The sequence below is a fragment of the Robertmurraya korlensis genome (assembly GCF_023715225.1).
Taxonomy (GTDB): domain Bacteria; phylum Bacillota; class Bacilli; order Bacillales; family Cytobacillaceae; genus Robertmurraya_A.
Genome location: NZ_JAMBNS010000001.1, coordinates 671,521 through 686,710 on the forward strand (window position 1 = coordinate 671,521; position 15,190 = coordinate 686,710).

A 15,190-nucleotide genomic window follows, 5' to 3' on the forward strand; every position below is an offset into this window, starting at 1 on the left:
TATGCATTTTCTTCGCATCAGCAAAAACACTTTCTTATTTTCCGTACACTGAGATAAAAACGGAAATTTCTTGGTGTCAGTGAAATGACTTTCCACAATCAAGGTAGGTCATCTCTATTTTTAATAATTGATGAGCAATACTTTATTAGATTGGAGCGGAGGGTGGCGACTCCTGCGGGAAAAGCGGGATAGTCGAGACCCTGGACTGAGCGTAGCGAGGGAAGCGGCTCGGCCCCGCCCGCAGCGTAAATCACACCTTACTACTACCTATTTGTATTATGAACTAGTATATATTTGGCAATCACTGAAAGTTCCTTACTGATCATCATACTTCATGTTATACTAAAGGGGAGGTGTCTTGAATGAAAGAAAATATGCTTGATTGGGTGAAACTAGGGAATACTACGATCCCTAATGCACTATTAACTTCTTATAAACTTCTTAATATTGATGAACTGGAATTATTATTATTAATTCACGTATATAGTTTTACCGAAAGAGGCAATAGTTTTCCAACCCCGAATGAGATCTCTTCTCTAATGACAATTACCAGCACCCAGTGCTCTGATATGCTTCGTCGACTTATCCAAAAGGGACTAATTGAGATTCAAGATGGGCATTCAAGCGATGGAATTCGTTTTGAGAAATACTCACTCGACCCACTATGGGATAAGCTTTTGGATGTTTTTCTACAACAGAAAAAAGCCAAAGTTGTTATGGAGCAACAAACAATAGAAACGGACGTGTACACATGCTTTGAACAGGAATTTGGTAGACCATTATCGCCATTTGAGTGCGAGACCCTTGCTCTTTGGATGGATGATGATCGGCATGACCCTGTGATTATCAAGGCAGCATTAAAAGAAGCCGTTATTTCTGGTAAGCTGAATTTTAGATATATTGATCGCATACTGTTTGAATGGAAAAAGAACGGAATCAAAACGGTTGAGCAGGCAAAAAATTATGGAAAAAGATTTAGGCCACATCAATCACAAGTGAAAAATAAACAATCGGAGCGAACAGAAAATAAAACCGAGCCTATTCCATTTTATAATTGGCTTGAACAATAAATCGTGCAAGAGAGCATAGTCTCTCATTTTTTTTACATTTTTTTGAAAGTTGAGTGGAAGAGATGCTGAATAAAGAGCAAATTAGATTTTGTTTAGATTCAATGGGAGAAATGTTTCCTGAAGCACATTGTGAATTAAATCATTCAAATCCTTTTGAACTCGTGATAGCGGTGGCATTATCTGCCCAATGTACCGACGTACTTGTAAACAAAGTAACAAAAACACTATTTGAAAAATATAAAACTCCTGAAGATTATTTGAAAGTTTCACTTGAAGAGCTACAAAACGATATCCGGTCAATTGGTCTTTTTCGGAACAAGGCAAAAAATATCCAAAAGCTTTCTCAGATTCTCCTAGATGAATACAACGGGGAAGTACCTATGGATCGAGATGAGCTAACCAAGCTGCCTGGTGTAGGTAGAAAAACAGCCAATGTTGTTGTGTCTGTTGCTTTTGGTATTCCAGCCATTGCGGTTGATACTCATGTTGAGAGAGTGAGTAAAAGACTGGCCATATGTCGTTGGAAGGACTCCGTATTAGAAGTGGAGAAAACACTAATGAAAAAAGTACCGAGGGATGAGTGGTCAGTAACACACCATCGAATGATTTTCTTTGGCCGATATCATTGCAAAGCACAAAATCCTCAATGTCCAAGCTGTCCTTTATTAGACATATGCCGAGAAGGAAAAAAGAGAATGAAAGGTCAATTGGTTGTTCATGAGCAAAAATGATATTCAAAATGGATTTTTAGAGTGGAAAAGCATAGAGAGACAGCTTGAGGAGCTTATTAAAATTAGAGAAAAACAAGAAACCGCTTTGCTAATGGAGAAAGGATTATCTTTATTTCATAAAATGTTATTGTTAGTAAATAACCTGGAACACATACCTGAAAATGTTTCACTTAAAGAAATAAAAATAAAGCCCATTAATGTTGAGGAAAGATTGGATTTTATCGAGGGAAGACAGGGTTCTTTCCATTCCTTTAAGCAATTAGCAGAGCTCTTTAAAGAACTAGAAAAGCAATACGCAAAAAAGGCATCTTTAGAGAAATTCTAAAGATGCCTTTTTTGTTAATTATTTCCTGTTCCTTGTGTACCAGTATTACCGGATCCAGTACCAGAATTCCCAGTACCATTTCCGGTAGTGGTACCTGTGTTACCAGTTCCGGTACCTGAATTTCCGGTATTTGTATTACCACCTGTTTCTCCCGTTTCGGTAGTTTCACCGTCGGTCCCATCCTCATTTTCCGTTTCGTCCTCTTCCACCTCTTGTTCTTCTTGTGGAATCATTACTTCAATGGTTGTTGTTACTGCTTCACTTAGCTGAGAATCACGAACGGCAATTAGCTTAAAGGTATAGTAGCCTGGTGTTTCAGCTTTTAAGCGAACCTGTTTTTCTGAGGTGGTTTTTAGAAGTTGTTCTCCACCATCATTTAAGGATCCATATAACTGGAATTGAATGCCTTCCGCATTATCACCGTTGTATTCCCAAGATACAAGTAGTTCCTTCGTCGCTTCATCAAGAGTAACTTTTAAATTACTAGGTGCTGCAGGCTTATCGTATTTATTAGATACTTGCTTTGGTGCACTTCCTTTAACTGCATATTCAATGATTACTTGATCATTAGGAGTATATTCGCTTGCTAGCTTTGCTGGAAATGTACCTTTTTCAATTCTTACTTTTTCTACACTGTTAGGTACAGTAAAGTCAGCAGTTTCTTTCCCTTGAGATACATGGGTCATAAGGTTTTTAAAGATATATTGTGAGATTTTTTGCTCATCACTTGTAAGCCAATTTTGTGTACGATCATCATATCCTGTCCAGACGGCTGCTGTGTAGTTGGTTGTGTAACCAACAAACCAAGAATCAGGAACAGCACCCTTAGGGATTCCATATTTTTCTCGTTCGGCAGTAGGATAGTTCGTCGTTCCTGTTTTACCAGCGACAGCAAGACCGTCTACTCTTGCACGTGAACCCGTACCGTATGTTAAAACATCCTTTAACATATCAGTGATCATAAAGGCAGTAGAATCTTTCATAACCACTTCAGTTTCAGGTTTTAAATCAAGCTTAGTTCCATCACGAAGTTCAATCGTAACGACGGAATACGGTTCTGTGTAAAAGCCGTTATTTCCGAATGCGCTATATGCACCTGCCATTTGAAGGGAGGAAACACCTTTATCAGCTCCACCTAATCCACCAATGGAATAGGATTCCGTTAACTCACTCACAGGTATTCCAAGTTTCGCACCGAATTCTTTTGATTTATCAAGTCCAACCTCTTGCATCGCTTTTAAGGCAGGTATGTTACGTGAGAGAGCAAGAGCTGTTCTCATCGTCATTGAGCCCATATGCTTGTTATCCCAGTTATTAATTTCTTGACCACTTGAATATGTGTATGGTTCATCCACTAAGGTCTGATACGTTCCCCAACTCAAGTATTCAATCGCAGGACCGTAGTCTAAAACCGGTTTGATAGTCGAGCCAGGCTGACGTCTAGGGTCAGTGGCGTAGTTAAATCCGAATGTTTGTGTTTGGTTTCTTCCACCACCGAGTGCACGAATGGCGCCCGTTTTTGTATCTAATAAGGTGATCCCTGCTTGAAATTTCTCATCAGGGAATTCAACAATTTCATTGCCATCTAGAATTTGTTCTACATATTCTTGAGCAGTTGTATCTAATGTTGTGTAAATTTTTAATCCTTCAGAAAAAGGATCAAGATCTGGATACTTTTCTTCAATTTCTTTAATAACCTGTCCTACAAAGGAGTCATAGGCAATTTCCCCATTAATCTCACGTTTGTCTTCTGGTACAAGTGCAGCAGATACATCAACCGATTGTGCAGCTACCATTTCTTCTTCTGTAATATAGCCGTGTTGATTCATTAATGAGAGAACAATATCCCTACGTTTTTTTGCTTTTTCAGGATATTTGAAAGGGTCATAATTTGCTGGACTCTGTGGCAAACCAGCTAATAATGCTGCTTCATCTAAGGTAAGCTCATCCAAGCTCTTATCGTAATATGTTCTTGCAGCAGTGGCTACTCCGTGTCCACCACTACCCATCCAGTTTTTATTCACGTAAATCTCAAAGATTTCTTCTTTCGTATACTTTTGTTCTAGCTTGAAAGAAAGCCATGCCTCTTGTGCTTTACGTGAAAGAGTTTTTTCATGAGATAAGAATGAATTTTTTACAACCTGCTGTGTAATCGTACTAGCTCCTTCAGAACCGAAGCCGTCGGTGACGTTCGCGATAACCGCGCCACCTAAACGAATCAAGTCAATTCCGTTATGTTCAAAAAAGCGAGAGTCCTCCGTTGCAATAAAGGCATCTCTGACCGTTTCCGGAATATCTTCATAATTTACATAGTCTCTTTTTACGGACCCTATCTCTGTAAACATAGTCCCGCCCATATCATAGACTTGGGAGGAAATCGGATCTTTTAAAAGTGCTTCATCAAGTTCTGGAGTGTCTTTAATCATATATGCAAATGTAGCAGCACCGACAACAATCCCTGTAATTCCAAGTGCGACAAGGATAAGAAAAATCTTCATGAACAATCCTTTTGCTGGCTTTTTGCCTTTTTTCTTATTAGATTGTTTCTGTTTTTCTAACTGTTTGCGGCGCTCCTCTCTAGATTGGTATTGCTCTGCCATATTGTTTCCTTCCTTTCTTACTAAAAAGCTTACTTCCCATTAAGAAAAATTAGAGATTATATAAACAATCTATTTTCTTAATATAGTCAATTCTAGGGCGAAAGCCAAGTGAAATAAGATGTGCTGTCGAAAGTAACTCTTCTTTTGTTATAGACTTTCGACCTCCTTCTTTCATACGCTCCCAATACGATAACAATTGCTTTGCTTCTAACAGAAATACTTCTTCTGTACTCGAAAACCGAAGAATAACAAAGCAAATGCCATCTTGTTGAATGACTTTTTCCATGTGCTGAATTTGGTGCTCATGAAAATTTTGTAGGGGAAAAGAAGTTGAATTTTTTGTTTCCTTTGCTTCAAAATCAATGTATTTTCCCTTATATACGCCGTTATAATCAGTTGTAGAGGCTTGCTTGAAGTAGGCTTCTTTTATTACAGCAGCACTTCTTTTTGGATAATTTACCTCTACAATTTGAACCGGTGTCGGTTTTTTGTGAATAACGGCAATATTATTTAATAAGTAAAATTCATTTGTTTCGTTTAAATCCTCCTCTAACGTCATTCCTCGGTTGCTATAGGTTGGGTCCTTTCGTGCTTTAGCTGTTTGACTGGTGCTTAACTGATTCATAAACTTTCTTCCATTAGGATAATGAATATTCATTTTCTTACACCTCTTTAACTACACTATCATACCAAAATCAGCCCCAGAAAGGGTGAATAAAAACTACCGATTAACGAATTATAACGTAAGATAGCATTGGAAGGGAGTAAAAAGACATCAAAAATACCTTTAATCATTTAGATGAGCAGCAAATGGTTACAGAAATTATGCAAAAAGTTGAGTCGAGTAATATAGACAATATTTCAAGAACCGATGCGTATTTTACTTATTTTTTAAATCATTCGGATATTCTTTGGTCCTTTTTGGCAAGTATGGTGTCAAGAAATGCTGGCTGGAACATGTGTGACTTAGAAGGAAAGTGGTTTCCTCAGGTTTTAGAAGCAGAAACAAGAAAACAATTGTATTTAACCTATGAGCGAGCGAACTGGTTAATTTTTCAGGATGCCTACCCCCAATTGTTGCTGTATGAATATTCGACGAAACTAAATACTCCGATGTTTCACTTATTACGATATTTTCATGTTTCGTCTTTTATGAGTAATGAATGGGCGTATTATTGGAGGGAGAAAGATAAAAGAAGACTGATGACTGCACTCATCATCAATGAGCAAAATATCATTCAAAAACCAGTGATTGAGCATCCAATCTATTATAAAAAAGTGTTTCACTCACTTCTCTTTGCTTTTCAGGATTATCTTCATTTTAGTGCTGTTTTATTTCCTACTGTTCATGGAGAACTTTATGGAGCAAGTGTATATGGTTTTCAAGAGGTGGATAACCGAATTGATTTAGGGAAAAGATTGGCTGATATTCTGTTTGATCCCGAAATATTCATGAAGGTCTTTCATTTTGCGAAAACAACGGCACACACTGGGTCGAGGCATGATTACGAACAATTTATGAAAAACAAGGAAGAAACTACCCCCGTTTTAAGAGAAACCTACCCGGTTATTAAACACCATATCCATCTTCAGAATGAGTGGACAAATCACCCTCGAGTGAAAAATAAATGGTTCAATACGGCGATTGCTCACAGACACCCATGGGAAATGACTCATTGGTACTTGAATAAACAGAAACATATTCGTTTTTGTATTATGTGTTATAAGTTACTTCAAATGAAGAAACGTATATAAAAAGCAAGAATCTTCATAGATTCTTGCTTTTTATATCTTCACGTTGAAGGACGGTCGATACCTTCAAGCTTTTTATCTCCATACCCAGGTTTTGTTTCTTCCAGCTTTTTTGGTTGAGTATTTTCTTTTTCATTGTTTTGATTTCTCTTTTTCATTCTTTACCACCTCCGAGATTAGTTTGTTTCATCCTTCATTTTTTCATTCATGTCGAAACCTAGTTGGGCGAACAAAAATTTTACACTTCTTTTGGCGAATTGCTTCTAGTTTTGTCATAAGGGAAGGAGGTTAGAAGAAGACAAAGAATAAGTACAAAAGAGATTTACTTAGAGCTGAAAAATATTCTTGGAGGGATGTTCGATGATTCTAAAATCAGATATTTTACAAATGCTTTCTGAAATACACAATGATCTTGAGGAACTAGAAAAATCCATCGATTATAAACTGTCTGATGTGGAAGCAGAGATGTTAAAGCAACAACAAAAAAGCTTATGGAAAACAGAAAACCGCTATTATATACTAGAGGGGAAATTCAATTTAGCCCAAAATAAGTCTACAAATGATACACAACATAAGAGAACGACGGCTTAACCTTTTTAATTTCGTCGTTTATCCTTTATAGTAGGGGTATATATGTTAAAGGAGCATGACAACTTGGATAATCATTCAATGTTAGGACAATTAAATGAACGTTTGTACGAATATACAAAGGAAATAGAAGAAACCTTTCTTTCAGTGAAGATGAAAGGTGAAAAGGGTGACTTTTTTACGCGGGTTAAACCATTTGCTGACGAGGTAAAAGAGGTGGTTGACCGTTGGAAAAAGGAATCGGCGGCTTGGATTGAGGAAAATCGACCGAAAAATCTTCATGCTACTCAAATTGATTCAGCAGCCGAACAAATGGAAATGATTTCTGTACAAGCCTTTTTTCCTGAAACAAGTCGAACCAGATTCATAAACTACCTTCAGTCTGTTAGATATGTGTTAACCGTATTACGAGCAAATATAAATAAATATGAAACATAAAAAGTAGCACACTCGCCATTTAGGAGAGGTGCTACTTTTTTAATATCATACAATTGTATTTTACATAGATGATTCAAGTTCAGGGGTTTTTGCACCTAGTGATTCAAGTTCATAAACAAGATTACGGTATTCACAAGTAGTTATTTCACTGTAAATGTAACATTTCTTAACATAGTCTAATAACTCGTTTACATCTTGTGCTTCGTATTTTTTAACTAATTGGAAATGATTTTTTAATTCTTGAATATTCACCTAAATTCCCCCTTTATATAGGTTGTTTCTTCCTTATCATCGTATCATGTGGAGGCACAATCTGATGTTTTTTTAAATATTGAGACTTCCGACACCGTTAGACAAAAATGGTGATTTATAGCAGATATTTATTCTTTATTCACCATCTAGGCGGATGAAACATAAAGTATAGCAGTGAATATATGAAAGGAGGTTGTGTGCCCTTGTTCGGTCAAAGATATAAACGTTCAAGATATAATCGTCCATCACTACAACCGATGATGAATGAAGTATATCCATATCAATGGGGAAATGAAACGGTCCATACTCGGCCAGAGGCATACGCCAACTACTTTGAACAACCAATGAATGTTCCTATGTACAATATGAACTACGGTGGAGCGGTACAAAACGGTTATAATTATTATCCTAATGAATCCTATTATGGCCCAGCATATCCATACGGTGGGGGAGGATTTCAGGGACAGGGTTTTGATTATGCATATCAGGGAAATCAACCATATCCACAAGAAAAGAAGCATAAGCTTTCGGAAGCCGTTCTTCATAATCCTCTTCAACAACCTGAAATATCGTATCACAATCAATTTGCATATGGTCAATATAACCCACCATTTTCACACCCTTATCCAAAGCAATCTGCTATACCACGACCGCCAACTGGTGTGAAATCAATAATGAATTCATTTAAAACTCAGGATGGAACATTTGACGTTAACAAAATGGTAGATACAGCTGGACAGATGATGAATGCAGTCACACAAGTCTCTTCGATGGTAAAGGGTCTTGGAGGAATGTTTAAGGTATAGGGCAGCCCTATACCTTTTTTACACGGTAAAAAAATAAGCAGAAAAAAGTCTGCTTAATCATTAATAATATGAATTTTCTTTCCAGGCAGTTTCGGCACAATTATCGTTAGCAAGCCATCATTGTAAGAGGCCTTCACCTTTTTTTCGTTTATTGGCTGGGGAAGAGTAATTGTTCTACTCATTTGCTGCATTTTATTTTTTCTACTATAGACCTTATGAACATCATCTTCTTCTATAATCACTTCTCCATTTTTCACTGTAATCGTCAGAGAGTTATTAAGGACATCGATATTAATTTGTTCCTTTTTAACTCCAGGAAGTTCTGCAACAATATGGTGCTCCCTGTCATAACTTTTCACAGAAACGGGAAAGGTGGCGAACGGAAGGTTAAAGAACTCATCAATGCTTTGTAAAAAACCTCTGACTGGTTTTTCATGAAAAAAGTCATTCATCGCTTTGGCAATTTCTCCGAACCGTTCAGGACGATCGTTACGATTTGGTTTATTTGGCAAGTTATTAGACATGATTCTACCCCTCTCTATATGATTTCTCCCTTACAGATTATGCAACTTCGATATAGGCGGTTCATCGTTTTGTAACAGCTGAAAATATGAATATTTTTTGACAATGGATATAGATCTGATGATGTAATGAATGTGCTAACGGAAGCGGATTGGTACCGCTTCTGAAGATAGGCAAGAGATGCTACAGCTTTATGAGGTAAAAAGAAGGATAGAAAAAGGGAGCATACACTGATATGCTCCCTTTTTTATTATATTAATTCTTCGAGTAGTTCATCAAGGACAAAAGTCATCGTACCGTTGCTATCGACTTCAATGAGTTCCTCTTTTTTCATTTTGGTAAGAGTACGGCTGACGGTTTCGCGTGTCGTTCCAATCATATTGGCTAAATCTTTATTCGTAAATTCACCATTTAACGTGAAGGTTCCATTTGTTTCTTTGCCGTGTAATTTTGCTAATCGAATCAGTAGCTTGATTATTTGTTCATATGTATTATTTAGGATTTGTGCTTCTAACCGGTCTTGAAGGTCAACAATTTTCTCACTTAGTACGTTAAATACTTTAATACAAAGCGTAGGATTCTCAATAAGCACCTTTTCAAATGGTAGGATAGGAACCACAACTAAAGTTGTTGTCTCCAATACTTCGGCATAAGCAGGGTATCCCCCTTTTCGAAAGAAACCAACATGTGGGAACATTTCACCCTTTTTTAAAATCGCAACGATTTGTTCTTTTCCGTTAACATCACTTTTATATATCTTTACTTTTCCAGAGTGGATAAAATATACGTTTTCAAGGGGATCATCCTGCATAAAGACATGACTTCCGCGATTCCAATCTCTTGAAATAGATATATCAATAATTTTTTGAAGCTCATCTTCATCTAAGCTACGAAATAAAGAGAACTCAGATAATACTTTTTTAATTTCAGTACTTTTCATTCCAAACACCTCAATCTCTACAATAACCTAGTTTCTATTTTACCAAAAATATAATACTGAAAAAATAGATTGCTGAGAAACATTGTTATTTTTAAACAGTACTTTAATTACGAACGTTTATTCGGTATGATAGAGCTATAGAGGTGATCTGTACATGAAGGTTAGAAAAAGTTTACAAGACCTTATAGTAGAGCTGAAGAAAAATCAAGACTTTAAAGACCAAATTGTGCATTGGCATACAATAGAAGAAAGAGAAGCAAGAACATCAGAATTACCTAATGACCTCCACCCTAACTTAAAAAAGGCTTTGCAGGAGAGAGGAATTGGAAGGCTGTTTACTCATCAAAGATCATCTTATGAAGCGATTAGACGGCGAGAAAGTATTGTTGCAGTGACTCCAACGGCTTCTGGGAAGACGCTTTGTTACAATCTCCCTGTTATTCAAACGGTTATCGAATCAATGGATTCAAGAGCCTTATATATCTTTCCTACTAAGGCGCTAGCACAGGACCAAAAAAGTGAGCTTAATGAGCTAATACAAGCAACAGAGCTTCAAATTAATAGCTACACATATGATGGAGATACGCCTGCGAATATAAGAGAAAAAGTACGTAAGGCTGGACATGTTGTCATAACAAACCCAGATATGCTTCATTCGGCCATTCTCCCACATCATACAAAGTGGGTATCGTTATTCGAAAATTTAAAGTTTGTTGTTATTGATGAGCTACATATTTATCGTGGTGTATTTGGGAGTCATGTCGCAAATGTAATTAGGCGTTTGAAAAGAATCTGTGAATTTTATGGAAGTAATCCTATTTTTATCTGTACTTCTGCGACGATTGCTAATCCACTTGAGTTAGCCGAACATTTAACAGAAACAAACATGAGGTTAATTGATAATAATGGTGCACCAAGTGGGAGGAAACATTTTCTCTTTTATAATCCTCCCATTGTAAACAAGCCTTTAAATATTCGAAGGAGCGCAACTCTTGAGGTTAGAAATATCGCACGTACTTTATTAAAAAATAAGATTCAAACCATTGTTTTTGCGAAAAGCAGAGTGAGAGTCGAAATTTTACTAACGTATCTCCAAGAGCTTGTAAAGTATCAGCTTGGTCCAAAGGCAATAAGAGGATACAGGGGTGGCTATTTGCCAACAGAGCGAAGAGAAATTGAAAAAGGGCTTAGGAACGGGGACATCTATGGTGTCGTAAGTACAAACGCTTTAGAATTAGGGGTGGATATTGGTCAGCTGCAGGTGTGTATTATGACGGGGTATCCAGGTTCAATCGCAAGTTCATGGCAACAAGCAGGAAGAGCTGGGAGAAGACATGGAGAATCGTTAGTTATACTCGTGGCAAGCTCTAGTCCGCTAGATCAATACATTATACAGCATCCTGATTATTTTTTTACAAGCAGCCCAGAAACAGCAAGAATAAATAAAGATAACTTGATTATTCTTATCGATCATTTGAAGTGTGCAGCGTATGAGTTACCGTTTAAAAAAGGTGACTATTTTGGAGAAACCGAGATCGAAGAACTTCTAGAATACTTAGTAGAAGAACGGGTACTTTTTGAAAATGGTGAGAAATACTACTGGATGAATGATTCGTTCCCTGCTCACAATATTAGCTTACGTTCTGCCTCACAAGATAATGTTGTCATAATAGACCAATCAGATGTATCTAAAGCTCGTGTGATAGGTGAAATGGATCTTTTCTCAAGTATGACCTTACTACACGAAGAGGCTATTTATTTGCATCAAGGAACGCAATTTCAGGTGGAAAAGCTAGATTGGGAAGAAAAGAAGGCATTCGTTCGCGAGGTAGCCGTTGATTATTTTACGGACGCTAATTTAGCTGTCGAATTAAAAGTATTAGAGATTGATAAGAATAGGGAAAATTCTATGGTAGAAGTAGCTTTTGGGGATGTTAGCGTATTAGCTAAAGCTACGATCTTTAAAAAAATCAAATTCGAAACACATGAAAATATAGGGTCCGGACCGATTCACTTACCGGAAGTTGAGCTTCATACGAGTTCTGCATGGATTTCGATTGAAAAAGCCTCCACTGGATTACCAGAGGAACGTTTAGATCAAGGCTTAATTGGCATTTCTCATGCATTTAAACATATTGCTCCTTTATTTGTCATGTGTGACCCACAGGATATTCATGTCGTTCCACAAGTGAAAGCTGTCCACAATGAAAAGCCGACGTTATTTTTCTATGACCGCTATCCTGGTGGAATCGGACTTAGCGAAAAGATCTATGATGGAATGGAAATAATTATTAAAGAGGCGAAAGAGATGATTACCCGTTGTAATTGTCATTACGGTTGTCCATCTTGCATCGGCACAGATCCTACGGCAGAAACAGCAAAGGTGGACTGCTTGAACATATTAAAAATGTTTCAATATGAAGTGGGAAAGGGTAGAGTCAATTGAGTTTGAAAAATAAGCTAAATCGATTAAAACCTCATCTATCTATTCCAGAGAGCTCGAAACAAAGTTCGAGCTCTCTGCCAGTAAAGTCTAAGAAGGATATCCCTTTTTTAGATGAATGGAAGAAGAATGGAGTTACTCCGTACTTTTTAGAAGACGATTTTTGCCTTGTAAGAGAAGTAAAGTATCCGTTTGATTACCAACATGGCAGATATCAGCTAGGCGATTTTGTTGACGCTGTGAAAGCTTGGAATGAGTCAAATATTTCTCATCCGCTATCAGCAAAGGGGTTTCTACCAGAGCAGTTGTTTTTTTTCGATACAGAAACAACAGGACTGGGTGGGGGAGTAGGGAATACGATTTTTCTTCTTGGACATGCCACATTGGAAGACAATCATTTAGTTGTGAGACAGCATATTCTTCCACGACCTGGAAGTGAAATTCCTCTTTATACTAGTTTTCTTGAAAAGGTGGATTATACGACGCTAGTGACGTATAACGGAAAAGCCTTTGATTGGCCTCAAGTAAAAACAAGGCATACATTGCTGAAAGATCATGTTCCAAAGTTGCCTTCTTTTGGACATTTCGATTTGTTTCATGCCTCTCGTAGAATATGGAAGCATAAGATAGACCGTTTAAAGCTATCGGTCGTCGAGAAGGAAATTCTTGATATTCAAAGAGTCGATGACGTACCAGGATTTTTAGCTCCGATGATTTATTTTGATTACGTCGAAACACAAAAACCAGAAGGAATGCTAGGAATTATCAAACATAACGAGATAGATATTCTGTCCCTTATTAGTTTGTATACCCACTTAACATTTCAGATTTTACGAATAGATCAAAATCAAACGGTGAAAGAAGCTTTTGAGGTGGGCCGATGGTTTACTTATCTTGGGGAAGATACGGCTGCAGAGAATACTTTCATAGAATTAGCGTCAGGGGTAAGTAAGGAAGCCTATCATTCTCGCTGGCAACTATCTTTACAATTAAAAAAGAGGAAAGATTATGAAGCGGCAAGTGAAATTTGGGAGAATTTGTCGAAGGTATCTGATACTGTGATTGCATATGATTCCTCGCTGGAACTTTCCAAGTGGTATGAACATAAAAAAAAGGATTACGAGAAGGCACTATTTTTTGGTCAGAAAGCAAAATTATTACTTGAAAAACGTAGTGATTGGAAGATGGACCAGGCCATTGATCTTGAGAAACGTCTGGAAAGAATTACAAGAAAATCTTGTAACAAAAATGTAAAAAAATAATCGACAAAATCCGCCTTTTTGGTGTTGTCTCCCCTTAAAATTGAAGGTAAAATGTATCATTGAGTGATAGAAAGCTAGAATAAAAAGTGGAGATGGATGAATTCGATGTATAAAGCAATTTTGTTTATGTTTTTTCTTGTTGTCTGTTTAACTGCGATTATTTTCACGAACTTAAAAGAAAGTTTTTATACATTAATGTAATCTTTGGGTTAAATACAAAGAAATCAGCGAAAATAGGTATTTGCATTAGTACAAGATGGACTCCTTTATCATAGGCTGTTATTGTAAAGCACAAAAAACACTATTCGAAAGGAGAAGCTCAAATATGTTTAAAAAACATTGCGGACCTACTAATGTATTACCTGCTGTTGTTCACCCAACAAAATGCTGTGTAAATCATACTTTCTCAAATAATGTGGTGCCACATATTCACCCTCAGCATACAACAACTGTTAATCACATCAATTATGATCACCAACACTTCTTCCCACAAACACAGTCTGTTGTAAATGAAGTGACTCATACGCAAAGCTTTGCACCACCTCGTCCTGTACCAGGACCATTCCCAGCACCAGGATTCGGAGGAGCACCAGGCTTTGGAGCAGGCCCAGGCTTTGGAGCAGGCCCAGGATTCGGCCCAGGCCCAGGATTCGGTCCAGGCCCAGGCTTTGGAGGAGCACCAGGAGCGCCAGGCTTTGGAGCAGCACCAGGACCATCTTTTGGAAGATAATAGTACTTCTTACAAGGGCTTATTGATAAGCCCTTGTTTGTTCATATATATGTTCTTGAGAGGAAGCAAATCGATTGATAAAATTGGTATATATATCAGGATATAAGGCAAGTGAATTAGGGATATTCAAAGAAAATGACCCTGGCGTTGGGTACATAAAACTGGCTATAAAAAAAGCGCTTCTAGAGCTTCTTGACCAAGGGCTTGAATGGGTAATGATATCAGGTCAACTAGGAGTAGAGATGTGGGCGGCAGAAGTCGTGATGGAACTTCGGAAAAAGAACTATCCGGACTTAAAACTAGCAATTATAACCCCATTCTTAGAGCAAGAAGGTAACTGGAGCGATAAAAATAAGGAGTGGTATCACTCCATTATCCAAAGGGCTGACTATGTAGACTCAGTCACTAAAAGGAAGTACGATAGCCCAGCCCAATTTCGGCTTAAAAATCAATTTGCCATCCAAAAAACGGATGCATTGCTTCTTGTATATGACGAAGAAAGAGACGGAAGTCCGAAATACTTACTACAAACAGCCAAACAATATCAAGAGAATAATCCATATCTCATCACACAAATTACCTTTTATGATCTTCAATTATTAGTCGAAGAAGAACAGCAAAAGCAAAACGATTATTTTTAAAAGTTACCCATATAAAAGAAAAATTGACAAAAGTGCATATTTTTGAAAAAATATAGATAATGTTTCTTTGAGTGACCGAGGTGAAAAAAT

Annotated in this window: 16 protein-coding genes; 11 read left to right on the top strand and 5 right to left on the bottom strand. The window is 37.3% G+C overall.

What is annotated here, in order from left to right; genetic code table 11:
- Positions 1-362 precede the first annotated feature (362 nt).
- The 3 genes from M3175_RS03650 to M3175_RS03660 all read left to right on the top strand — a co-directional run bounded on the left by M3175_RS03650 (position 363) and on the right by M3175_RS03660 (position 2,126).
- The gene (locus M3175_RS03650; RefSeq protein ID WP_251514714.1) at positions 363-1,070 is read left to right on the top strand and encodes a DnaD domain-containing protein; all 708 of its coding nucleotides are present in this window, start codon (positions 363-365) and stop codon (positions 1,068-1,070) included.
- Positions 1,071-1,132: 62 nt separating this feature from the next.
- A complete protein-coding gene (gene nth / locus M3175_RS03655) occupies positions 1,133-1,801 on the top strand; it encodes an endonuclease III (RefSeq protein WP_251514716.1) in 669 nt (222 codons plus the stop codon).
- Positions 1,788-2,126 (top strand): YpoC family protein, encoded by a 339-nt coding sequence (locus tag M3175_RS03660; protein WP_251514718.1) that lies wholly within the window; start codon positions 1,788-1,790, stop codon positions 2,124-2,126. Before nth ends, M3175_RS03660 begins: the two co-directional genes overlap by 14 nt.
- 14 nt (positions 2,127-2,140) lie before the next feature.
- Here M3175_RS03660 and M3175_RS03665 read toward each other — a convergent pair whose 3' ends face one another.
- Positions 2,141-4,726, bottom strand: a complete 2,586-nt coding sequence (locus tag M3175_RS03665) for a transglycosylase domain-containing protein (protein ID WP_251514720.1) — start codon at positions 4,724-4,726, stop codon at positions 2,141-2,143.
- 49 nt (positions 4,727-4,775) lie between these two features.
- Complete coding sequence (gene recU / locus M3175_RS03670) at positions 4,776-5,384, bottom strand: Holliday junction resolvase RecU (RefSeq protein ID WP_251514722.1); 609 nt, start codon at positions 5,382-5,384, stop codon at positions 4,776-4,778.
- Between the two features lie 167 nt (positions 5,385-5,551).
- Between recU and M3175_RS03675 the strand changes: the two genes are divergently transcribed.
- The 3 genes from M3175_RS03675 (at position 5,552) to M3175_RS03685 (ending at position 7,504) form a co-directional block, all read left to right on the top strand.
- A complete protein-coding gene (locus M3175_RS03675) occupies positions 5,552-6,481 on the top strand; it encodes a DUF2515 family protein (RefSeq protein ID WP_306663936.1) in 930 nt (309 codons plus the stop codon).
- Between the two features lie 357 nt (positions 6,482-6,838).
- Positions 6,839-7,069: a DUF5446 family protein gene (locus tag M3175_RS03680; protein ID WP_251514725.1), complete on the top strand. Its 231-nt coding sequence runs from the start codon at positions 6,839-6,841 to the stop codon at positions 7,067-7,069.
- Between the two features lie 63 nt (positions 7,070-7,132).
- On the top strand, positions 7,133-7,504 hold the full coding sequence (locus M3175_RS03685; protein ID WP_251514727.1) for a YppE family protein: 372 nt from the start codon (positions 7,133-7,135) through the stop codon (positions 7,502-7,504).
- A gap of 60 nt (positions 7,505-7,564) precedes the next feature.
- On the opposite strand, the gene yppF is transcribed toward M3175_RS03685, so the two are convergent.
- Positions 7,565-7,756: a YppF family protein gene (gene yppF, locus M3175_RS03690; protein WP_251514729.1), complete on the bottom strand. Its 192-nt coding sequence runs from the start codon at positions 7,754-7,756 to the stop codon at positions 7,565-7,567.
- Between the two features lie 203 nt (positions 7,757-7,959).
- Here yppF and M3175_RS03695 point away from each other — a divergent pair, with 203 nt between their 5' ends.
- The gene (locus tag M3175_RS03695; protein ID WP_251514730.1) at positions 7,960-8,562 is read left to right on the top strand and encodes a YppG family protein; all 603 of its coding nucleotides are present in this window, start codon (positions 7,960-7,962) and stop codon (positions 8,560-8,562) included.
- Positions 8,563-8,615: 53 nt separating this feature from the next.
- Here M3175_RS03695 and M3175_RS03700 read toward each other — a convergent pair whose 3' ends face one another.
- Both M3175_RS03700 and M3175_RS03705 read right to left on the bottom strand, forming a co-directional pair.
- Positions 8,616-9,086, bottom strand: a complete 471-nt coding sequence (locus tag M3175_RS03700) for an Hsp20/alpha crystallin family protein (protein WP_251514732.1) — start codon at positions 9,084-9,086, stop codon at positions 8,616-8,618.
- Positions 9,087-9,334: 248 nt separating this feature from the next.
- A complete protein-coding gene (locus tag M3175_RS03705; RefSeq protein ID WP_251514734.1) occupies positions 9,335-10,024 on the bottom strand; it encodes a Crp/Fnr family transcriptional regulator in 690 nt (229 codons plus the stop codon).
- A gap of 154 nt (positions 10,025-10,178) precedes the next feature.
- Between M3175_RS03705 and M3175_RS03710 the strand changes: the two genes are divergently transcribed.
- From M3175_RS03710 to M3175_RS03730, 4 genes are all read left to right on the top strand, one after another.
- A complete protein-coding gene (locus M3175_RS03710; RefSeq protein WP_251514735.1) occupies positions 10,179-12,470 on the top strand; it encodes a DEAD/DEAH box helicase in 2,292 nt (763 codons plus the stop codon).
- Positions 12,467-13,729: a ribonuclease H-like domain-containing protein gene (locus M3175_RS03715; RefSeq protein ID WP_251514737.1), complete on the top strand. Its 1,263-nt coding sequence runs from the start codon at positions 12,467-12,469 to the stop codon at positions 13,727-13,729. Before M3175_RS03710 ends, M3175_RS03715 begins: the two co-directional genes overlap by 4 nt.
- A gap of 325 nt (positions 13,730-14,054) precedes the next feature.
- A complete protein-coding gene (locus M3175_RS03725) occupies positions 14,055-14,459 on the top strand; it encodes a CotD family spore coat protein (protein WP_251514770.1) in 405 nt (134 codons plus the stop codon).
- Between the two features lie 77 nt (positions 14,460-14,536).
- Complete coding sequence (locus M3175_RS03730) at positions 14,537-15,100, top strand: SLOG family protein (RefSeq protein WP_251515305.1); 564 nt, start codon at positions 14,537-14,539, stop codon at positions 15,098-15,100.
- Positions 15,101-15,190 lie beyond the last annotated feature (90 nt).